Genomic DNA, 21,690 nt, shown 5'->3' on the forward strand with positions numbered 1-21,690 from the left:
ATGATTAAAAACTTATTTAAATTAATATTTCACAATGTGAAATCAGCAAACTAAAATTAATGATGGTTTATGTCATTTTTAGTTCTATATTTAAATCAAAAGTTGACACAAGAGTCAAGAAAAGAGATGTTAGTGGTATTATTAAACTGAGCGGCAATATTATGAACAAACCAAAACCAGAATCTCGTATTCAAGTAATCGATAGAGCGGCGACGTTACTTGATGCGATATCACGCTATACCATGCCGGTAACGTTAAAAGCGCTGAGTGCTGACACAAACTTAGCACCCTCTACTGCTTTTCGTATTTTACATTCGCTGATCGATAATCATTTTGTTGACCGAGACAACACCGGAAAATATCAGTTGAGCGGTCGATTGATTAGACTCAGTAATTATCAATATCAAAACGTTGATTTTCGTAAAGTCGCGCTACCTTACATGGAAAAGCTTCGTGATAAATTTGGTGAAACCATCAACCTTACCGCTCGTGAAGGTGATGTCGTTATTTACGTAGAAAAATCCATTCCCAATAGAATGATGCATGTGCAACAAATTATCGGTAGCCGCGCGCCACTACATGTAACTGGTGTCGGTAAAATGATGTTAGGTATGGAAGGTAGTGAGGGCATTAGTGGTTATGCACGACGCACCAACTTGCCAACTTATACCCGTAAAACTTTTTCAGAAATAGAAAGTTTAGAGCGTGAATGTATGCGCTGTGTCGAACAAGGTTTTGCCTATGACAACGAAGAAGCCGAAATAGGCGTAGGTTGTATTGGCGTACTTTTATATGATAGATATGGCGAAGTTGTCGCCGGATTATCTGTGTCAGCGCCTATTGAACGACGTAGAGATGAGTGGATCAAAGACTTAGTTAAAGCAGGTAAGTCCATTTCTATTGAACTAGGTTATGTTAAAATCGAACCTGCCGTTAAAAAAGCGAGCTAAAACAGTAAATAACAAGATATTGTGTAATCTTAAAGTAGATTACATCAGCCGAGATAGTAACTCACCGTCAATATAATACCTCCATTAGGCTGAACCAGTTTTAAAATTAAAAGAGTAGCAACTATGTTGACCATAAATAGACTAAACCAAACGGAAGCAAAAACGATAATTGACGGTGCGGTAAATAAAGCCACAGATCTTGGCGTGCCAATGTGCATTGCTGTGGTAGATGAATCAGGTAATTTAATTGCCTTTGAGCGTATGGACGGTGGCAAAGTACACAGTATAACCATCTCGCAAGATAAGGCATTTACTGCAGCATCTGCACGTAAAGGCACCCATGAATTTAATAAAGCCTGTATTCCTGGCCATAAGAATAATTTATTTGGTATTCATACCGCATTAGGTGGCCGTATGTGTATTGTTGGCGGTGGTTTGCCTATCACGTTCAATGGCACGGTTGTCGGTGGCATTGGCGTTAGTTCAGGCTCTCCAGAGCAAGATTTAGGCTGTGCGCAAGCGGGGGTAGATAGTTTTAGTAAAACTTATGCATAACACTTGGTAAACTTCTTACCGTAAAGAATTACCTTAAGATCCAGGTAAAACGTTAAAGTCACTGTGCTTTAACGTTTTTTGTGCCTTGAATAACGGCTTCTAACAACATTGTTATAACAAGATTGCCAGCTGCTGCCTAGGCTGTAATAAGCTATTGCTTGATAATTTGTTCCAACGCACTATATCTCGAACACTTACCTTATATTTTCGACTGATATCCCATAAGTTATCGCCACTTTTAACCGTATGAGTGATCTTAGTACGACTAAACTTAGCCAAGCCTAAGGGATCCATATCACTATGGTTAAATGGCACAATCAATTTTTTTCCAATACGAATGATATCTGAACTGAGATTGTTGTGTTTTTTAATCGCTAAGATATCAATACCGTATTGCTGACTAATTTTTCCCAAACTATCACCGGATTTCACCGTATAACTGTGCCAACGTAACCACTCTTTTTTATTGGTTGACGTTAACTTTGCTTGAAAGGAGTCTGCAGCAGAAACAGGTAACATCAATTGGTAGCTACTATCAGGCGCTGTTGCCCAGCGATTTAAGCCCGGATTAAGTTTAAAAATCTCGCTGGTATCAATATTTGCCCACTGCGCCGCTAGGCTAATATCAAGCTGACCTTCAACCTTAATGACCGCCACTGCTGGGCTATTCTTAATCGGAGCAAAGGTATAATTCAGTTCATCTGCACGTTTTAAGATATCAGCAATAGCGAGTAACTTAGGGACAAATTCGCTGGTTTCTGCCGGTAGCTTTAGTGACCAAAAATCACTGGGTAGGTTGGCTCTTTTATTCTTAGCCATTGCACGACCAACTCGACCTTCTCCTGAGTTAAAGGCGGCGATGGCATTGAGCCAATCTTCATCCAAGGTACGATGGAAAAACTGAAAGTAATCAAGGGCGCCACGGGTCGACTCGACAATATCTCGTCGACCGTCATACCACCAATTTTGTTCAATATTAAAACGCTTGGCAGAAACAGGCATAAACTGCCACAAACCAGCTGCGCTTTTATTTGATAAACCATAAGGCAGGTAGGAGCTTTCTACTATCGGTAACAGCGCCAATTCAACCGGCATATTGCGCTTTTCAATTTCTTCAACAATATAATATAAAAAAGGCTCGGCACGCTTAGAAATAGTCACCATAAAGTTAGGGTGACTTAAGTAGTACTTACGCCACTTTGCCACCGCCTTATTATCAGGGACTTCAATACTTAACTGACTGCGAATACGCTGCCAAACATCATCATGTTCGTGTGGCAACTTAGCCATTGGCGTAATCTCGACTGACTCAACTTTTTGTTCTTCAATCAATGGCAGCTGTGAGGGTTTTTCTTGGTTTTTAGTTACTGGTTCTGTAATAACTTTCGGCGCTTGCTGGCAAGCTGTTAAGCTCAATAAAACTGTTAATATAATTATTTTTTTCATTTTTATTTGTGACTCAACTACAACAAATGGCACATGCTTTTAAGGCTATTGTACCAGAGACTTTATTTTCATTATTTTATTAACGACAAAGCTATGTATCTGTATATTGGCGCTTATCGGTTAATACCGTTAACTAGTGCTAGTTTTTACTTGGTAAAGCCTCTATCGATTGAAGTATATCTGGCACTATCGCTTGTCTCTTATAGAGATCTTTCATTCCATCTGGGGTATCTAAATTAAAAGCAAAAAATACTGGTCCCAGTCTGACGCTTGGTTTTTTTATTGTTTCTGCTTGAGTTGTAGGGCTGATGGCCAAGCTTGTGATAAGCATAATGGCTGTTATGACAATGGCTTGAATTATTGAAGGCTTCTTCATAAATGTTTCATAAATCTCTATTAATTAAGATCAGTAGTGCTGATAGGAAATTTTACTCAATGGTAAGCAGTGCCTGATGATACTAATTTGCTACTGTTCTAGCCAGGCTTTTACCGGCACTACCCACTCGGCTAGTGGCCGATAAAAAGCGCCATGCTCTTTACCGGTACTGATAGATGTTTCTTGGAAGGAGTGGATGTTATTATTCCTATCCTTTAAAAACTGACATGAACCAGCAAAATCAGACGTTTCATAAATGGAATAGACGTTTCCATAGGCTTTATATTCCTGATGACCTTTAACAAAACCGCCACATACGGCCAACAAGATAGTATTAATTTTATCTAATCTGAGTTTATCTGAAGCCAGTAGGGTTATTTCACCACCACGGGAAAAACCTAGCAAAGTAATATTCTCCGGCTTAACTCCTGCCATAATCAGCTTTCGAACATCAGTGGCCAATTGTTCGGCAAACTCATCTGCAACGGTGTTTTCAGGCCGATGATAAGAAATAAGGTTATATTGCGGATCGGTCAGCGCTTTTCTTACCGCAATAAAATCATAAACACCCCAACGTTTATCCACTGGCATCAAGTTATCACCCTCAACGATTAAGCCGTGGGAATAAAAAACATACTTTTCTTCAGGGTATATTTTTTCAGGAAAGCTAGTGTATAAAGCGCCAGCAAAGCACTGTTCTGCTATCAAAAGATTGACTATTAATAGAGCGCTAAAGCAGTAGCCCAACCAAGTGAGTAGATACTTCATTACAACCGTCCTGCTTTCGCTGACAAACTCGCTAAATCCAGATAGTTTTCGGGGTTTGCATGCTTACCACTTTCTAACACCTCAAAATGTAAATGAGGTCCTGTTACTCGACCTGTCGCCCCAACGGTACCTATTTTTTCTCCTGCTGAAATATATTGCCCTGACTCTACTGAAAAAGTGTTGAGGTGAGCATACAAACTTTGTGTTTGTCCTTCATGCTCAATGAGTACCACCTTGCCATAGTTTTGATGCAAGGTAATATCATCGGCAATGATTACCCAACCAGAGAAACTGGCAACCACGTTAGTACCAATGGGGGCTGCAATATCAATGCCCTGATGCGGCCTATTACCTCGAAAATCACTAATATCATCATAACCAGAGGAAATTCTTCCACTGAGTACAGGAACAATACCGTCACCAGTAAACTGGTCAAAACCTTGTAGTGATAAAAAAGGTTTAGCTGCCATCGCAAAGCAGCCAATAGCGCTAGATAGCAGCACTAACGCCACACGTGCCCGCCAAGTCAGTCTCTTATTGGCATGCCCAGACATAGCCAACTTAATTCTATTTTCAAAGTCTTGCTTATTAAATCCAGGACCCGAAAAGTAGCTCGTTACACCACTATCAAAAGTACTTTTATTCAACTTTAAACTGGCTATGAGTGCGCGGGCATAGTTCAACTTACTTGCTGGGTTGGCTGAGATAACCGCGCTATCACAATTCAACTCCATTGTTTGCAAAAAACGCTGTTCCATAAAGCTGACAAAAGGATTAAACCAAAATAGAGAAGAACAAAAACGGAATAAAATAACCGCCTTAGGATCCTGCCTTTTTATATGCATTAATTCATGGTCAATTAATAAAGCTTGTTGCGCGGCTGGCATAGTAAACACTGATTGGGGTAATACTAAACTCACTCGAAAAAAACCAAAAACGAACGGAGATACTGAGCAATCGGTCACCAAAATACGTACTCTTTTGTTGGCGATTATTTGTTGCTGCCTAGGGCTAAAAACCTTTAAATCCGTTTTATTGCTGGCTTGGCTAAGCAATTTATTCACTTTGACTACGCCCAGAGAAAACCTAAATAATGAAACACAAGTACCTAGCACCAGTATCAACATCACTAAAAAAATGAAGTTCTGTAATGCGCCACTGCTCTCTATTCGAGTAACCACCGAGTTTGAATGCAACATTAAATTTTGTTGTGAGTCGCTAAAAGCACTTTTTAATGACTCAGGAATAATGCCAGTAGAGTAATTGAAAGAGATTGGTAATAACGGCAGTAACGTGGTGATCAGCCAAACTTGCCAAAACCGTGACCATTGAATGATTTTCGGAGAAAACTTACCTATAACTAACGTTAATGCAGATAAAGCGCCACTCCAAATAATAAAAAACCCTAGCTGAAGTAAGGGACTGCCAGAGATAAATTGCTCAAGCAAAGTTTGATCGACCATAACTTACTTACCCTGTTTATCTTCAGTTGAACCTTGCTCTACACCTTTATCTAAGTCATGTAATAACTTTTCAAGATCGGCAATTTCACTGTCATTAATTAAACGACTGTCAGTGAACATAGCAACGGGTAAAGGACCATCAATTTCAAAAATTCGCTTAGCAAAGTCCTGAGCAAAAGCGGCCAGTGTTTTAACCTTGTCGATCTCAGCAAAATAAATCTTTTTATTGCCTGAAGACTTCATGCTGACAAAACCTTTATCGCCCATTCTTTCCAACGTTTTACGAGTAGAAGAGTAACTCCAACCAAGTATATGCTCGACTTCGTCATGAAGTTCACGTGCTGTTTGCGGCTGTGAATGCCATAAAAGTTTTAATATTTCTAGTTCAGGTGCTGTCGGTTGCATTTTTTATCTTGATAATTGAATGACCTGCACATAGTGCGACAAGTGTCGCACTTATACAAGGGAAATATGAAGTATATAATTAATGGGGTTTAATGATGACTAACTAAGTACCGCCTAAAAAGAAAAAAGCTTACTTATCGGTATGAGTCAGCTTGGTAATATTTATCTTAACCAACACATTCAGCTAAGCCAGTGACCCTGTTTAAGTGAATTTATTCACCAACAAAAGCAGATGAATCTAGAGTAAACGAGGCATCAGGCTGGCCTTTCACACATAGAGGCCCAAAAGGATAGGTTTCAGTATAATAATAACCATAGTTTCCATAGGCATCCGTCATACCGTTACATTCATCAAGGTCACCAAGGCCGGCTTGATAAAACCAATCTTCGACAAATAATCCACGAATATGGGTGTTTATCGACGGCGCATCAATACTCGATCCTTGCGGAGTCACACGCTCATCGGAGTATGTTGTCCAACTGGATTTAGCTTTTCTTAATTCTCCCGTGCCGGCATCATAGAAATAATGGCCATAGATTGGATAACCGTCTGGCGCAAAGCCGACAACGGGTGAACCACTTGGGTCTACTTCATCAGTGGTAGGTAACAACGTGCCCTCAACGGCTAGATGAGATAGTCCATCATTATCACCGTGATAATGATACCTGCCATCAAAGGCATGACCGGAAAATTCATCCAACGTAACGGTCTCTGTATTATTAGCTGGCACCGCATACCAATCGGCATTTAATCCGCACTGCGTCCTCGTACCCAACCCTATGTTTAACGGGGTATTAATATCAGGGTGATAGCAAAAAGCGGAGTCCATATCTAAATCAACACCATTAAGTAAAATACCATTGAGCGTTAACATACCTGCTTGTTTTTGCACATAAGTTGCCACACTTTGTGGTACGGGAAAACGTGGAATGGTTAACAGGTACGCTTTAGTATTACCTTTCACTGCTGAAGCAAAGTCTTTCCCTGTTGTCGTATTACCGCCAACATTATGGTTAGGCACATTATTACTACTAAAAATACAGTGAGTACTATTTGCCGTGACCGTTAAATAACTATCAAGCAAGACATTGTTTTGTACATCAACGATATTAGCCAAATAATTACCAACATATTCTGCACAGTCTGGGTGTCTATTGGTTAACCTTAAGTAAGAGATATCACCTTCGATATTCTTGGTGATATTATTGTCAGGTAACACCGGGTCGATGATTGGAGTCGGCACTACAATTGGTTCCGGCACGATGATGGCCTCGGGGGATGTTGCTGAGCCACCGCAAGCTGACACCATAAAAATGATAGCGATACAAACCAGGACAGCTTTTTTAGTGCTTAGAAATATCATTGAGAATTGCTCAAATAGAAGTAATCAAACTAGCTTACGCTGATTTTCACTCGCTTGAAATGTAGCCGCCAGTAAAGTTGTGTAAAGATGGCCGGACTTTCATCCAAGGTAGTGATTACTCACTAAGCCAAACTAGTTAAGTCAGCGTTTATAATCTCACTATAACTCTTTAACCATAAAGTATTTGCAACCCGTTTTAGGGTAACCCTGCTGAATCCATTGCGTTTCATAACCAGACTTTTGGTAAAATGGCATTGCTTGAAAATCAAGAGTATCTAATAGGCACTTTTTACAGCCTCGACTTTTACCTGCCCGTTCAATTTCTTTTAGAATTTTACTACCGATATCTTGACCACGTAAATCCTCTGAAACCCACAAGGTATTGATTAACAACCAATCGCCAAATGTACGCGCTGCAGCACCGGCAATAACTTCTCCTTGTGCATTTTTGAGTTGCACGGCCAAAGGCAGTCGTTTACTTACTTCCCAATTAGCCCAGTTGAAATCAGCAATTTTTTTATCAAGGTAATCAATCAATTCTTTTTCTGGATTCTCAAGGACTTCTATTTTCATACGGATTTTCTTTTAGGCTGATGAAATTCAATAACGTTGCAATCAGGGTCACGAATAAAGACCGATGAACCTGTCGGGAAAACTACTGGCCCTTCAGTAATCTCGATAGCCAATTCATTAAGCTGCGTTACCACAGCATCCATATCATTTACTTCTAAAGCAACATGGGTATAACCGGCTTTTTTCACCGGTTCATCCATCAATACATTACTATCTGCGGGTGCTGCGGCATTTAAGATAAAGTTAATATTTACGCCGCTAGCATGTTCCATAATGGCAACAGGCTCAGGACCCACTGGACCAACGATAAACTTAAAACCTAATTTCTCATAAAAAGCGCGTGATATATCCAAGCTATGTACACGTATACCCAGATGATTTACTCGAGTGATTTGTTTCATAAATTAACCTTATTAATTTTCTATAATTTTATAGCTGTGTAGCTAAAGTAACGCTTGACTAAAAGCGTCGACCGACTAAAAACTCGGTAACTACTTCTCTAGCACTGTATTATTAATTTTATCGTCATCGTCACAGTTACCTTCGTGACAGGTATTGATTTTATCTTGCTCTTTCAAGTCATTGGTTAACACTTGTTTTAGCACTTCCATGCGTTGTTTTACCGCAATGCCATAAGTATGATCATCACCCCATAAATCAGCCAACAGTTGCATCGACTCTTCATCATGCTCGGCAAATATTTTGCCCGCACGCTCGGAAGTCTCTTGGCTATTGCCTAGCAAGGTTAACGCTTCAACACCTAAGTTTAATGCTGAATCAAAGGTTTCACGCTTGAAAGACGTTACGCCTAACTTCATTAATTCGTAAGCATGTCCGCGATCAATGGCTCGGGCAACGATGGCTAGATTGGGGTAATGCTTTTTGGCCATCGCCGCTATTTCTAAAATTTTATCAGCGTCATCAATGGCAATCACCAATAATTTAGCTTCTTCAGCGCCAGAGGCAGCAAGCAAATCTTTGCGCGCCGCATCACCATAATGTACGGTGGTGACAAAACGTTTTACCATTTCAATTTGGCTAGGGCTATGGTCAAGAATAGATAAATGATAACCCTGTGCGCTTAATAACCGACCAATAATTTGTCCAAAACGACCATAACCGGCAATAATAACACTGCTTGTTGCTTCTATATTTTCTGGTTTATCAAACTCCGCTTGGCTGGTATTAGTATTGCTCAACATTTTGTCATAAATCATCAGTAATAAAGGCGCCATCAACATAGAAATAGCCACGACTAAGGTGGTTAACTTGGTTTGCTCGGGATCGAGTATATGCAGCGATGAGGTTAACGAGAGCAAGACAAAAGCAAATTCTCCCCCTTGCGCTAAAGCCAAGGTGAAAAGCAGCTTTTGCCTTCCCTGCATTTTAAAAAACACCGCGAGTAAATATAAAACAATGACTTTAATTGCGATTAGACCAACGACTAAGAGAACTACTGTTGAAAACTGTTCAAACAACAATGGAAAATCAATAGAAGCGCCAACAGCGATAAAAAACAACCCCAGTAACAAACCTTTGAATGGTTCTATGTCTACTTCTAATTCGTGTCTAAAATCACTTTCCGCCAAGACCACCCCGGCTAAAAAGGTGCCAAGTGCTGGTGACAAACCAATTTTTTGCATTATTACGGCTATCGATATCACTAAGAACAAAGCAAACAAAGTAAAAACTTCTCGTAAGCGTGTTTCAGCTATATACCTAAATAAGGGCGCAGAAACATATTTTCCCGCAAGAATGATGGCTGCAATGACAGCAATTGACACAACGACTTGCAAGTAAACTGGATAATGGGCAATTAAGTTACCGTGATCTGACACAGTAGCCATGGTATCGCTAAAAGCTAATAAGGGTAATAGTGCCAAAATAGGGATCACGGCAATGTCTTGAAATAATAGTACCGAAAATGCGTTTTGTCCCGCCTCTTGTTTTGTCCAGCCCTTTTCACTTAGGCTTTGCAGCACAATCGCCGTTGAAGATAACGCTAGCATTAAACCTATCGCCATAGAGGTTTGCCACTGTAAAGCGAGTACCTGCTTGCATATTACAAAAATAAACAGCGTGGTCAGCGTAACTTGCAGGCCACCTAAACCTAGAATTGAGTGCCTGAGTTTCCACAATCTTGATGGTTGTAGTTCTAAACCCACCAAGAACAACATCATCACTACGCCAAACTCGGCAAAGTGCATTACATCGGTTTGATCGCCAACCAAGCCTAATAAAAATGGCCCGATCAGAATACCAGCCAACAAATAGCCAAGTACAGAGCCTAACCCCAAACGCTTAGCGACAGGTACAGCTATGATGGCAGCAGCTAAATAGACAACAGCAAGTTCTAACATCTAGTTCTCCAAAAAATAAAACAATTACAGAAGGTTATTACCACTTACTTTACTGCATCAATAACGTTATACCAAATGAGTGAGTATAAATATCCTATAGAGGGATCTTGGTAAGCCTGCTCTACTCACCTTCAGTATCTATTAAGCTGGGCTGCCATTTTTTTACTAACAAGCTGCTTTACTTCAATGTTCATAATTCAACACTCATGATAAAACCCCTACGGCCTTAATACGTCGGGTGAAATACAAAACGGAGACAAAAAATAACGTGACCAATGAACATAATGCCATGGTGTAATTCATGGTACTAGCATCAACACTTACGCTAATACTCACCACTGCACTGGCTAGCGCGCCCAAGCCAAATTGTAATACGCCATTCACACCAGAAAGTACGCCTGTACTACTTTGTACACTAGCTAAAGCGGCTGAAATGGCATTCGCTGCCGTCAAACCTAGTAAGCCAACATATAAAATAACGCCCAGCACCACAAAGGCTAATGATAAATGTAGATAAGCGACTACCGCTAGGTAAACACCGACGGTTGCCAGTAAAACCCCAGCGACAATGAGCTTGTTAGTGGCATCAACATTTTTTAATAACCGAGCATTAAGTAAATTCATACTGATCATGGCCACGGCATTTAATGCCACTAGCCAACTAAACTGCTCTGGCGTAACGCCAAAATATTCCATATAAACAAAAGGAGAGCCCGAGATAAAAGCAAACAAGCCAGCAAAAGCACTGCCGCCCGCTAAGATGTAAGCCATAGTGGTACTGTTTGATAATACTTTTCGATAACCGCCGTATAATGCCGCGACATTAAGTGGATGTCGCTCAGTGGCTACACTTTTAGGCGGCATAAGACGTAATTGGATGACTAAAATAACCAGTGCCAGGCCGGCAAGCACTAAGAATATCCACTGCCAATTCGCCGCAATCAATATTTGGCTACCGATCATAGGTGCAATCATCGGCGCTATAACCACACAAGCCATGACATAACTGATGATTTGGTTACTATTTTTACTGCCATAAAAATGATGAATCAAGGCAAAAACCACCACCGAGCTACCACTGGCAAAGGCTTGCACCGCCCGCCAAAAATAAAGTTCTTCAATAGATGTAGTAAAAGCAATCATGATACTGGCGACAGCAAATACAGTTAAACCAATGCTGAGTAACTTAGCTTTGTTTATTGAGTCGGCCAACGCACCTAAAACCAATTGCCCCAAGGCAAAGAAAATTAAATAGATGGCAACGGAAGCTTCAATAGCGTCAATTGAGCTGCCAAAATATTTCGCCATGCTAGGCAATCCGGGTAGATACATATCAATAGCAAACGGTGACAGTGAAAAGATCATTGCCATCAAAATAACAAAAGGCCAATAACCTATGGGGGACGTCAATTTAGGGTTCATAATTAATATTTACTGTGAGTTTTTTTTAAGCATAAGTGTGATGGTGAATAGTTTAATTAAAACTTGAATAAAGATTAATACGCTAAATGTACAATCATTGTTTCCATATGAAATGCAATTACAAGGTGACCATGTTCACACGGATACTGCAGGGCCAGTAACGCGCATATTTATGGAATACTTGTTCAAGATGGTCCCCCAAAGTAAACACTCAAAAAGTAATACCCACAGTTCAACTTTAATTTAAAGAACGGCTCGATATTAATTTATCGAGTCTTTTCAGTTTCTCAATTACAAATTAAAAAAGACTAAATCTTTTCATTTATTTAAGATGGAGATATATACCCAAGCGACTTCAAGATGCTCGTTTCAGGACGCTTGAGCGATTCATATTCAAGGCGTGTATTTCATTAATGATTGTTCCCTTAATGAACTACGCAACGATGAACATGATTTGCTCAAACGCCCCATAATGGCTGGTTTAGAAACGCTTTACGCTACGTTATTGATTTCGACAATAGAATAACTATTATCTTCAATCAATACCTTGCCTAAAGGCGTTTCTAATTCCAGCTGAATCCTGCATCTTGATGTGGCTTGGGTATGTATAAAATAACTCAATAAAGAAGATTCAATAAATGAAGTCTTGGTTAAAACAAATTGCTATTTTTAGCGTTATTTTTCTTATCATGAGTTTTGCCGTCGATACCTGGCGAACTAAAGATATTGATCGACAAGCGCTGCCCGAGTTACAAGGGCTAACGATTAATAATGAAGTCATTGATTTAAAGGCGTTAAGTTTTGAGCAGCCCGTTTTAGTGTACTTTTGGGGCACCTGGTGTCCGGTTTGCTCTGTGGTTAGCCCTTCGGTCGATACTCTGTCACAGTATTATCCGGTTTACAGCATTGCCATGCAATCGGGTGATAATGAAACCCTAAAAACTTATATGGCAACAGAAGAATATCAATTTATAGTCATCAACGACGATAACAATGACATCGCGAGATCGTTGGGCGTGCAAGTAACGCCTTTAGTAATGGTGATTGACCAAGGTGAACTCGTTAACTTCACCACGGGTTATGTCAGCTTATTTGGCTTATGGTGGCGCATTGCTTGGGCTAGTTGGTAAGCCAAGTATATTGTTGGACAGTAATCTATATACGACACAGGATATTCGACAGAGAATATTATTCTATGATGAATATGAAGAGATTCACACTGGGCTTATATTTACCCCTTAGTAACTATTAAAGAGATAACATGAGCAATAATTTAACTATTCGCCCTGCTAACGACGCTGACCGCGAGTTCATTTTTGGGCTATCGCCACGTTTAGCTGAAGTAGCCGGTTTACCCTGGCATACTGATGCTGTGATGAAAAAAATGCAAGATGATTATATTGCTGAAGTAATTGATAACCCTGGTGCTGCAAAAATCACTTTGATTGCAGAGAAAGATAATATTTTACTCGGGTTTATTCATGCTTGCTCACATAAAGACAGCATATCCGGTGAAATATGTGGCACAGTTCCTTTATTAGCGGTATCTCCAAATACACAAGGTTTGGGTGTTGGCAAAGCACTAATGAAAGCAGCGGAGAATTGGGCTCAGGAGCAAGGTTATCGTTTATTACACCTTGAGGTTTTTGCCAATAACAACAAAGCGCAGGGCTTTTATCAGAACCTAGGTTTTGCAGCAGAAACCTTGCACATGATTAAAGAAATTTGACAGGTATAAAATTGCTAGATGCAAAAAAGGCCAGCGTTGATGCTGAGCTTTTTAATGTATTAATTAACGGAAATACCTAACTATCATATAAATTATGCATCTACTACAATCACTTCACCGGTGATAAAACCATCGACTGAACGCTCGAATGCTTTACCAACTAATTTACCCGGCACAGGTTGAAACCCTGGCATCATTTCACCATAAACATGCCATGCTTCAGCTAATACCGTTGGATTCACTACGTTGATGCGAGTATTTCTTGGCATTTCTAACGATACACATTTTACACAAGTATCAATAGCGCCACTGGTTGTTGCATCAGCAATAGCAAACGGGATAGGTTCTTTATTCAAAATACCACTAATCAAGGTAAACGAGCCACTGTCGGCAATATCTCTTGACCAATACGCACTAAGTTTATTTGTCCCATCATTTTACTCATGATAGTGGTTAGCCATTGAGCTTCGGTCATTTCAGTAAAGTTAGCATATTCACAAAAGCCTACTGTATTGACTACCGCATCAAAGTGACCCACTTTTATATAAGGCATTAATTGATTCTTCACTAGTGATATCAACAATATGGTCAACATCACCTGAGCGACCAGCGGTAATCACTTTATGGTTACCTAAACCTGTTAATGCTGCTTGACCCATTTTTCCTAATGCACCGATTAAAATAACTGTTTTCATGGTCTGCTCCATTTCTATTTTATAAGTTAATATTTGATGTATATTGCTTAGTCAAAAGTGTTTCGACTTGATGAAGAGAGTTTACTGAGCCCATCAAAACAATTAGAAACAAACTATTATTGTTAGTGATACAAGTTTTTTTTGTTATGTGGTGAATTTAACGCTAGATGTGGATGAGATGGCAGAAGTTAATGAGTAAATTAGATCAGTTAGACATAAAACAGTTAAAGGTTTTTCAAGCGCTTATCCGTGAAAAAAACGCCTCGAAAGCCGCTAATCAGTTAGGACTTACCCAACAAGCAGTGAGTGAGCATTTAAAGAAATTACGTGATGTTTTTGATGACCGGTTGTTTCTGAGAAAAACCAATGGTTCTCTACCAACCCCTTTTGCGGAAGTCTTATCGCACAATGTTGATAAGCTGTTAAATGATTTTAAGGCGTTGTTATCACCAAGTATTTTTTAGCCAAAAAACATAGACGGTACTTTTGTTATTGCCGCCACAGATTATGCTCAGCCGGTAGTATTACCTAAACTCGTCGCTACATTAAGGCGGGAATCACCACATTTAAAGCTAATAGTCAGGGATTTTGAAATCGATAAACTGCATGATTTGATGTAGAGTGGCAAAGTGAATTTAGCCATCGCCTTTCCTGATTACATCCCGGATAGCTACCCGATTTTAAAGCTGTTTGAAGAACATCATGTTTGTGTGGCATCGCCGAATTCATCTATTGCCAATACTAAACCCACGTTAGCTGATATTGCCGAATATCCCAGTATTATTGCCTCGCCTTCTCGGCCGAACTTTAAAGGCTCTATTAATGACTGGTTCAAACAATTTGGTTTGAAATGTAATATTGTGGTCTCAGCACCGTGCTTCTCGATTGTGCCCATGTACCTTGAAACCACGGATTCACTTTCTTTTCTACCCTCAAGAGCCATTAAAGGTTTAAACTTAATTGAGATTGATCTAGAGCAGTCACCTGATAAGTTTGACGTCATTGCCGCTTGGCATCCTAGGTATAATGAAGATGCTTTACAAAAATGGGTCATATCATTATTAGAAGTTGAATAAAGTACCCATTACTGATGTCTTGATGCCGTAGTGACGTTAAGCAACTGAGCGGGTGGATTTCTACACAGAAAGTCGAGGACGCTTCGATTGAATGCGACCTAAAGCGACTTTATTTGCTGATGTCCTAGTCTTTATTGAATTGGCTAGGTTGGTGTCAACGCTGAGACCTTAAGTAACTATTTCATGGGACACTTTATCCCGACCAGTGTCCTTAGCGTCATATAGCGCATGATCCACTCTATCTATAATATGGTCTAAATTCTCATCTTGGAACATCAGACCAACCCCTAAACTAGCGGTCATAGTGACGACTGGTTTTTCACAAAGCGGAGATTTTTTTATTGATGCTCTTAGCTTCTCTGCCACCCAAATTGCTTGTTGCAAGTTAGTTTCAGGTAAAACGACTAAAAACTCTTCCCCGCCATAACGGATAATAATATCTTCTGATCTCAGATTATTTTTCAGTCGTTTACCAAGTTCAGCTAACACTATGTCACCCACTTGGTGGCCGTAATTGTCATTAACTCCCTTGAAGTGATCTAAATCTATCATCAAAATAGACAAATTAAGTTTATGCCTTTTTGTTCTTGCCACCTCGATACCGACATTACTCTTTAGGGCTCGCCGATTATAAAGCCCCGTTAAGCTGTCGGTAATATTCTGATGTATCAACTTATTTTCTAGTTTTGTTGTTACCAGTAACAGCATGCCAAAGGTTGACATTAAAATAAGAAATATCAGCTCCAAAAAAGCCAATTGGTGGATAGTGCCTCCTAACATAAAGTCGCCAATTTCAGCCTCAAATACAACATAACAAGCTCTAAGTAGGTAAAATATTCCGGTGATAATAAAAGGTATGGCGGTAACTATTTGCGCCAACGCCATTTTAGCATCGTTAATGCGTAAGAGTTGCCAAGAGCAGGCAAGGCTAATAATTGCGACATAGAGGCTGACACTAATAACTCTGGCATTAACCGAAGGTGTAACAAAAGTAAAATAAACTAACGCTGCGCTCATCAATACCAATAAAAGTAACTCAGCCATATAAAAGGATAGCTTTAATTTTAAAAAATTAGCTAAGCCCACTCGAAAACAGCTAATACCACTACAAATTAGCGTGTTAGCTAAGACAATAGTAAGCCAATCATTATAATTATTACGGTTGGAAAGTAGGTAAAAACCGATGGCAAAGCACGCAAAGCCTGAGGCAAAAATCTTAAGTCCCTTCGCTTTTGAGTAGGAAAAAGCAACCACAAACAACACCACACAATATAAAACCGAGCAATAGACGGCGACAAATGACAGTGTGCTTATGTCTAAATTGGGCATAAATAACTTTGCTCATGGCTTATTGTATCCATAAGCATAGCAAAATAAAAAAGCACCCTTAGGCGCTTTTCTTTATTCTTAACTTTGACCCGTCCTAAACAAGGTTGACACTTTATAAAGGTGATGTTCAGCTTAGCGACTAAACGAACAAATCACTGCCCTTACTCGTCTTTAAATATCGCCACATAGGTTGGCGAAGTATTTGATTTAGTCGCTCGATACATGCCTTTAGTATTGAAAGGTAGGCTCATATTACCTTTAGTATCGATGATAATAACGCCACCAGTGCCACCAACAGGCATGAGCACATCATGGATAACTTCATTACCGGCTTGCTCAATGGATTTACCTTGGTATTTAACACGAGCACAAATATCAGCGGCAACATTGTAGCGAATAAAATATTCACCATGGCCTGTTGCTGATACCGCACACGATTCATTTTCCGCAAAAGTTCCAGCGCCAATAACAGGAGCGTCGCCAATACGGCCGAAGCGTTTATTGGTCATGCCGCCAGTAGAAGTACCCGCAGCAATATTGCCCATTTTATCTAAAGCAACGGCGCCTACCGTGCCAACCTTGTATTCTGTATCTAACGTTTGGTGTGCTGCTTGGTAATTTTTTAGCTCTTTTTCCGCTTTTTCCATTTTGGCTTTAGCGCGTTGCAGTGATTTATAACGGCGTTCCGTATCAAAAATTGTATTATCAACCAAGGCAACACCCTGCTGAGTGGCAAATTCTTCTGCGCCAGCACCACTTAACATCACATGTACTGATTCTTCCATCACTAACTTAGCTAAGTTAATCGGGTTTTCAATGTGCTTAACACCAGCAACAGCACCTGCTTGGCGATTTTTCCCGTCCATAATTGAGGCATCCATTTCATGGGTCTCGTTATGGGTGTAAACCGCACCTTTACCGGCATTAAAAAACGTTGAGTTTTCTAAGACATTAATCGCCGCAGTTACTGCATCCAGACTTTCGCCACCTTTATCAAGCACGGCATAACCCGCTTCGACCGCTTCAGTTAATTTAGCGCGATAAGCTTTTTCACGTTCAGGAGTAAACTTTGCTTTTTGAATAGTGCCCGCACCACCATGAATAGCGATAGCAAAAGGTCTTTCCGTCGCTTGTGCTAAAACGGCAGTAGACGAGAACATCATTAACGCCGCTAAAGAGGCCGCAAGAGGGAGGTTAAGTTTTGACAAAGTGAGTTCCTTTAATTATTTCTTATATGATTTTATACTCGATTTTTAGCGACTAAGCTACTGAATAAGTCATAACTTACGGGGCATTAAAAATGTCCCCAAAGCTCGGTAGGTAAACCACTAACATTGCCTTTATTGATTTGTAAGCCATAATTTTCGCCATTTCAGCCATTTTTACGCCTTCAATTAAACCGCCGCTTTTATCAAGCTTAATGTTAATCAAATCATGCCTTTGTCCCAGATAAGGAATATCAGCACAGGTGTGGCACGATTCACCGGCGCCAATGGCTAGTGAAAAGCTTTTACCGAGCAAGACTTCATCTTGGCCAGCTTTAAGTGGCCATTGGTTGAGTTATAGGTAAATACCGCGCTGCAGCTGAGACAGAGCCTAAGTTATAAATGGCATTAAATACTTCAATATGACTTATTCGCATCAAGGGTCTAATCTAGGTGACTGATTCTAACTATAATATCTTATCTACTGGCAACCTATCCAGAGATAACATTTTTACGAGTTGTCATGGTCCATATTTAATGACTAAGTAACTAATAGCAAAAAATAGCCTCGATGTTGAGGCTATTTTTTTGCTACTAAATCAACTGGCTTTAGCCTACCTTCTTGTGCGAGATGGCCTTGTTCTAGTATTACTTGGTCTAGACCTATGATGTCTTGGTGGCTTAACAACTACCACACTGGTATGTCGAGGATAGCCCGCGCCATAATACATAGGATAACCGCCACCCATGCTCATGCCATAACTCATAGAGCCACTTACATGCGTATTTTCACAACCTGATAACGTGATGCCAGCCAGAAATATGCTAAGTGCGATAAAAGTAATTTTAATCAATTTCATTCTTCACCCTCCTGTTCCGTTAACCCTAAAAAGGCTCCGTTAGGATCGGATATAATGGCTAATGCATCCCCTTCTGGTTGATGAATGATTTCAGCACCATTTTTTACCGCTGCAGTTAAGGTCTTGGCTAAGTCCTCTACTTCAATAAAGTTAACCCAGCGATCACGTTGCTCAAAAGCAGCGGGCAATTTAACAATGCTGGCTTGTATCTCATCTTGTTGTATCAAATAAAGGCTGCTTTGTTGTGGTGCTACTTTTTCAATACGGTAATTAAAGCTGCTTTGGTAGAAAGTGGCGGACTTTTGGATATCTACACTGAATAACTGTGCCCAATCCCACTTATTACTGATCTTTTGATGCGCTTTATTGTTTTCATTTAGATCAAGCAGTGCAATGACGCCGCCTTGTGGATCTGCAATTACCGCACGTTTGCCATAAAGCGCAAAGTCATGGGGTTGCATAAGGATAGTCGCTTGATTTTGACTAGCCCTATCGACATTAGCTTGTACGTCATCTGTGGCAATACTGCCAATCCAAAGGGCATTATCTGTTTTATTACGTTCTGCTGAGCGACCTAAAACACCGGCAATTGGCTGTTCGCCATCATAAAGTATGTGATATTTAGCACTATCTTTACCAAACTTCTTTACTGTCCAAGCAAAAGTCTTGGTATAAAAATCTAGTGAAGCGTTAACATCACTGGTATATAAGTCGGCCCAAACAAGGCTGCCGAGTTGTGCATGTCTTTTTAATTGCTCCGTAGGTTGTGCTGATTCAGCAGCTACAAAAGTAGTAGACAGTAGCATTGGCAAAAGCAATATCAGCCCATACTTACTTATTGTTTTCATTATATTATTTCCCTCTAAAAATGTTACTTGATTGTACGTGATTTCATCGACAAGTCTATATTTTAGCCATCGACAAAAATAGGGTTCATTGCTTGGTTATTACTTCAAAGATGTTATAGCTTTATAGAGTCATTAAAGCGGGAATAGTGTCGCTTTTGTTCAATACTTCTCATTGTCCAATGCTTAATATAACCCTCATGATATCCCGATAAATCCCTAATTACCGAAAGAGCAACAAACTGGGAATAAAGGGTTTTCCCAAAAATTTAAAGTAGGAATTAACCAATGTTAACCATTAAAAAAATTGAGTCACTCAGCGAATTATCCGAACTAAAACAAGCTTACTTTGCCCAGTCAATCGCCCCACTTGATGGTATGTGGCATTTTGGCTTCGTGCCCATGGCTAAGCATTATGGTTTTTATCACCATCAAAATCTTGTCGGCTTTTGCTGCGTTAATGAGGAGGGTTATCTGCTGCAATTTTATCTTAGCCCTGAAATAAATAACACGGCTCAGACACTATTTACCTTAATCGCCCAGAATAATAGTAGCGTAATAGGGGAAGTTAAAGGCGCCTTTGTCAGTACTGCTGAGCTGAATTATCAAGTCTTATGTTTAGATAACTCGGCTAGCTTTAAAGTGAATGCCTTGATGTTCCAAAACCAGCCTGAGTTAGCAACAAAGCAGTTTGAGCCAATTGAAATGCAAGCAGCAACAACCCAGCAGCTAAGCGAATTTGTTAACTTTGCCGCAGCCAACATTGGCGCTCCTGAGCAGTGGCTTAGTCAATATTATGGTAATTTAATTAGCCGTAATGAACTGTTTGGCTATTGGCAGCATGGACAGTTATTGGCTGCAGGAGAATGTCGGTTATTCGATCAATACCAAACAGAGTATGCCGATTTAGGCATGATTGTCGCGCAATCTGCCCGTGGCCAAGGTATCGCCAAACAAGTATTAACTTACTTAATAGAAAAAGCCGCTAACCAAGGGCTAAAAGCGATCTGTTCTACTGAAAGTGGTAATATTGCCGCGCAAAAAGCTATTTATCAAACGGGGTTTACCGCAGCTCATCGAATAGTGCAGTTTGAATTCAACCATAGTTAGAAAAAACTATACAAATAAAATAGTTAACATAAAGTAATCAATAACTATTATAGAAGACAATGTTACCAATAAGAACGATTAAGGTGTGTCATGATACATTGGTTAAAAGCCCCTAAGAATCCAGAAATTGCTAAATATATTGAGTGTTACTGGTTCTTAGAGAAATTGCCGGGTGCTGAGGGTAATGCCCAGCCAAAGCTTAATCCTGATCCTTCAGCACATTTGATATTAGCGCTGCCACAACAGCGCTTTCAATATCAATATAATGATGACATCAGCAATGTGACTGGTAATCACTGGTTACATGCTCATGGTAAAACCTTTGTATTAGATCACTCCAAAGCTGTTGCCTGTATCGGTATTAAATTCCATGTTGGCGCACTCTATTCCTTGCCTAATCTTATTACCTTAAAAGAGAAAACATCGCAAGCACTGATAGATACCATTCATGAGGTTAGCTTTGACCAGACTAGCTCTGATTACGCTAATCACAACGGCATAAACATCGATGAAAATGCTTTATTGAACATGGCGCGCATTGCTCCTGAGCAATGCGCTACCATGTTAGATAACTTATGCCTGCCTTGGCTTTTAAATACTAATGAAGATAATCATAGTGAGATAACAAGACGAGTACTGCCGCTTTTAGCCAAGATCACCATTAATGAATTAGGGACAAGGCTATTTTGTTCACAACGGACGCTCGAGCGCAGTTTTTTGAAAGTAACAGGGCTAACACTTAAGCAATGCCAGTCAATGAATAGACTTGAAGCAATATTAGCGTTTCTCTATCAGCGACCACAAAACGACATTGACTGGGTCGATATCGCTTATCAGTTTGGCTTTAGTGATCAGCCTCATCTTATTCGTTATTTAAAAAAACAAATCGGGCTAACCCCGCAAGATTACGCCTCACAACGTGGTTTTACTATCGATGTGTACGGTGGTGTTGACCAACTATAGAGTACACAGTTTTCATTAAATAAATTAAAGCTCAGGATAATATGCTGCGGTATTATCTAATAAGGTCCTTCCTGTACCGCCTGCATTCTCTAGGAACACCATCCCTGTAGCGTCCTTATCAAAAAATAAATAACGCAGCATGTAAGCCTTTAGTTTTTATTAGGTACTCGCCCTTAGGGAGCTTTCCAACGGTTCG

General features: G+C 40.0%; 23 protein-coding genes and 2 pseudogenes. 8 read left to right on the forward strand and 17 right to left on the reverse strand.

What is annotated here, in order from left to right:
• Positions 1-161: 161 nt before the first annotated feature.
• Positions 162-950 carry an IclR family transcriptional regulator gene (locus F580_RS0115360; protein WP_040357480.1) on the forward strand — a complete coding sequence of 263 codons (789 nt, stop codon included), beginning with the start codon at positions 162-164 and terminating at the stop codon, positions 948-950.
• Between the two features lie 123 nt (positions 951-1,073).
• Positions 1,074-1,505: a GlcG/HbpS family heme-binding protein gene (locus tag F580_RS0115365; protein ID WP_019028633.1), complete on the forward strand. Its 432-nt coding sequence runs from the start codon at positions 1,074-1,076 to the stop codon at positions 1,503-1,505.
• A gap of 111 nt (positions 1,506-1,616) precedes the next feature.
• On the opposite strand, the gene F580_RS24640 is transcribed toward F580_RS0115365, so the two are convergent.
• The 10 genes and pseudogenes from F580_RS24640 to F580_RS0115415 all read right to left on the reverse strand — a co-directional run bounded on the left by F580_RS24640 (position 1,617) and on the right by F580_RS0115415 (position 11,682).
• Complete coding sequence (locus F580_RS24640; RefSeq protein ID WP_019028634.1) at positions 1,617-2,951, reverse strand: LysM peptidoglycan-binding domain-containing protein; 1,335 nt, start codon at positions 2,949-2,951, stop codon at positions 1,617-1,619.
• 139 nt (positions 2,952-3,090) lie between these two features.
• Positions 3,091-3,210 (reverse strand): annotated as a pseudogene (locus F580_RS27335) (class D beta-lactamase); the annotation flags it as partial.
• A 207-nt stretch (positions 3,211-3,417) separates the two neighbouring features.
• The gene (locus F580_RS0115380) at positions 3,418-4,095 is read right to left on the reverse strand and encodes a hypothetical protein (RefSeq protein ID WP_019028636.1); all 678 of its coding nucleotides are present in this window, start codon (positions 4,093-4,095) and stop codon (positions 3,418-3,420) included.
• Positions 4,095-5,558, reverse strand: a complete 1,464-nt coding sequence (locus tag F580_RS25575; RefSeq protein WP_019028637.1) for a M23/M56 family metallopeptidase — start codon at positions 5,556-5,558, stop codon at positions 4,095-4,097. The genes F580_RS0115380 and F580_RS25575 overlap by 1 nt, the downstream gene beginning before the upstream one ends.
• A 3-nt stretch (positions 5,559-5,561) precedes the next feature.
• Positions 5,562-5,963 carry a BlaI/MecI/CopY family transcriptional regulator gene (locus F580_RS0115390; protein ID WP_019028638.1) on the reverse strand — a complete coding sequence of 134 codons (402 nt, stop codon included), beginning with the start codon at positions 5,961-5,963 and terminating at the stop codon, positions 5,562-5,564.
• 212 nt (positions 5,964-6,175) lie between these two features.
• Positions 6,176-7,327 carry a YHYH protein gene (locus tag F580_RS25580; RefSeq protein WP_019028639.1) on the reverse strand — a complete coding sequence of 384 codons (1,152 nt, stop codon included), beginning with the start codon at positions 7,325-7,327 and terminating at the stop codon, positions 6,176-6,178.
• Between the two features lie 159 nt (positions 7,328-7,486).
• Positions 7,487-7,900, reverse strand: a complete 414-nt coding sequence (locus tag F580_RS0115400) for a GNAT family N-acetyltransferase (protein ID WP_019028640.1) — start codon at positions 7,898-7,900, stop codon at positions 7,487-7,489.
• The gene (locus tag F580_RS0115405) at positions 7,897-8,301 is read right to left on the reverse strand and encodes a VOC family protein (RefSeq protein WP_019028641.1); all 405 of its coding nucleotides are present in this window, start codon (positions 8,299-8,301) and stop codon (positions 7,897-7,899) included. Before F580_RS0115405 ends, F580_RS0115400 begins: the two co-directional genes overlap by 4 nt.
• A gap of 90 nt (positions 8,302-8,391) precedes the next feature.
• Positions 8,392-10,260 carry a monovalent cation:proton antiporter-2 (CPA2) family protein gene (locus tag F580_RS0115410; RefSeq protein WP_019028642.1) on the reverse strand — a complete coding sequence of 623 codons (1,869 nt, stop codon included), beginning with the start codon at positions 10,258-10,260 and terminating at the stop codon, positions 8,392-8,394.
• A gap of 204 nt (positions 10,261-10,464) precedes the next feature.
• The gene (locus tag F580_RS0115415; protein ID WP_051092092.1) at positions 10,465-11,682 is read right to left on the reverse strand and encodes a multidrug effflux MFS transporter; all 1,218 of its coding nucleotides are present in this window, start codon (positions 11,680-11,682) and stop codon (positions 10,465-10,467) included.
• 638 nt (positions 11,683-12,320) lie between these two features.
• Here F580_RS0115415 and F580_RS0115420 point away from each other — a divergent pair.
• Both F580_RS0115420 and F580_RS0115425 read left to right on the forward strand, forming a co-directional pair.
• Positions 12,321-12,812: a protein disulfide oxidoreductase gene (locus F580_RS0115420; RefSeq protein ID WP_019028644.1), complete on the forward strand. Its 492-nt coding sequence runs from the start codon at positions 12,321-12,323 to the stop codon at positions 12,810-12,812.
• Positions 12,813-12,943: 131 nt separating this feature from the next.
• Positions 12,944-13,411, forward strand: a complete 468-nt coding sequence (locus F580_RS0115425; protein ID WP_019028645.1) for a GNAT family N-acetyltransferase — start codon at positions 12,944-12,946, stop codon at positions 13,409-13,411.
• 92 nt (positions 13,412-13,503) lie between these two features.
• Here the strand turns inward: F580_RS0115425 and F580_RS24655 are convergent.
• Positions 13,504-14,106 (reverse strand): annotated as a pseudogene (locus F580_RS24655) (short chain dehydrogenase).
• Positions 14,107-14,297: 191 nt separating this feature from the next.
• On the opposite strand from F580_RS24655, the gene F580_RS26950 reads away from it, so the two are divergent.
• A complete protein-coding gene (locus F580_RS26950) occupies positions 14,298-14,570 on the forward strand; it encodes a helix-turn-helix domain-containing protein (RefSeq protein WP_019028646.1) in 273 nt (90 codons plus the stop codon).
• A gap of 165 nt (positions 14,571-14,735) precedes the next feature.
• Complete coding sequence (locus tag F580_RS26955; protein ID WP_019028647.1) at positions 14,736-15,182, forward strand: LysR substrate-binding domain-containing protein; 447 nt, start codon at positions 14,736-14,738, stop codon at positions 15,180-15,182.
• Between the two features lie 168 nt (positions 15,183-15,350).
• On the opposite strand, the gene F580_RS0115440 is transcribed toward F580_RS26955, so the two are convergent.
• From F580_RS0115440 to F580_RS0115460, 6 genes are all read right to left on the reverse strand, one after another.
• Complete coding sequence (locus F580_RS0115440; RefSeq protein WP_019028648.1) at positions 15,351-16,511, reverse strand: GGDEF domain-containing protein; 1,161 nt, start codon at positions 16,509-16,511, stop codon at positions 15,351-15,353.
• 161 nt (positions 16,512-16,672) lie between these two features.
• On the reverse strand, positions 16,673-17,674 hold the full coding sequence (locus tag F580_RS0115445) for an isoaspartyl peptidase/L-asparaginase family protein (protein ID WP_051092096.1): 1,002 nt from the start codon (positions 17,672-17,674) through the stop codon (positions 16,673-16,675).
• Between the two features lie 121 nt (positions 17,675-17,795).
• Entirely contained in the window at positions 17,796-18,032 is a 237-nt protein-coding gene (locus tag F580_RS0115450) for a hypothetical protein (RefSeq protein ID WP_019028650.1), read from the reverse strand.
• Positions 18,033-18,051: 19 nt separating this feature from the next.
• Positions 18,052-18,153 (reverse strand): helix-turn-helix domain-containing protein, encoded by a 102-nt coding sequence (locus F580_RS27340; RefSeq protein WP_157443137.1) that lies wholly within the window; start codon positions 18,151-18,153, stop codon positions 18,052-18,054.
• Positions 18,154-18,330: 177 nt separating this feature from the next.
• Positions 18,331-18,576: a hypothetical protein gene (locus F580_RS0115455; RefSeq protein ID WP_019028651.1), complete on the reverse strand. Its 246-nt coding sequence runs from the start codon at positions 18,574-18,576 to the stop codon at positions 18,331-18,333.
• Positions 18,573-19,424 (reverse strand): VOC family protein, encoded by an 852-nt coding sequence (locus F580_RS0115460; RefSeq protein ID WP_019028652.1) that lies wholly within the window; start codon positions 19,422-19,424, stop codon positions 18,573-18,575. Before F580_RS0115460 ends, F580_RS0115455 begins: the two co-directional genes overlap by 4 nt.
• A gap of 285 nt (positions 19,425-19,709) precedes the next feature.
• On the opposite strand from F580_RS0115460, the gene F580_RS0115465 reads away from it, so the two are divergent.
• Both F580_RS0115465 and F580_RS0115470 read left to right on the forward strand, forming a co-directional pair.
• Positions 19,710-20,531, forward strand: a complete 822-nt coding sequence (locus F580_RS0115465) for a GNAT family N-acetyltransferase (protein ID WP_019028653.1) — start codon at positions 19,710-19,712, stop codon at positions 20,529-20,531.
• Positions 20,532-20,621: 90 nt separating this feature from the next.
• A complete protein-coding gene (locus F580_RS0115470; RefSeq protein WP_019028654.1) occupies positions 20,622-21,494 on the forward strand; it encodes a helix-turn-helix transcriptional regulator in 873 nt (290 codons plus the stop codon).
• Positions 21,495-21,690 lie beyond the last annotated feature (196 nt).

This window comes from Colwellia piezophila ATCC BAA-637 (assembly GCF_000378625.1).
Lineage (GTDB): Bacteria > Pseudomonadota > Gammaproteobacteria > Enterobacterales > Alteromonadaceae > Colwellia > Colwellia piezophila.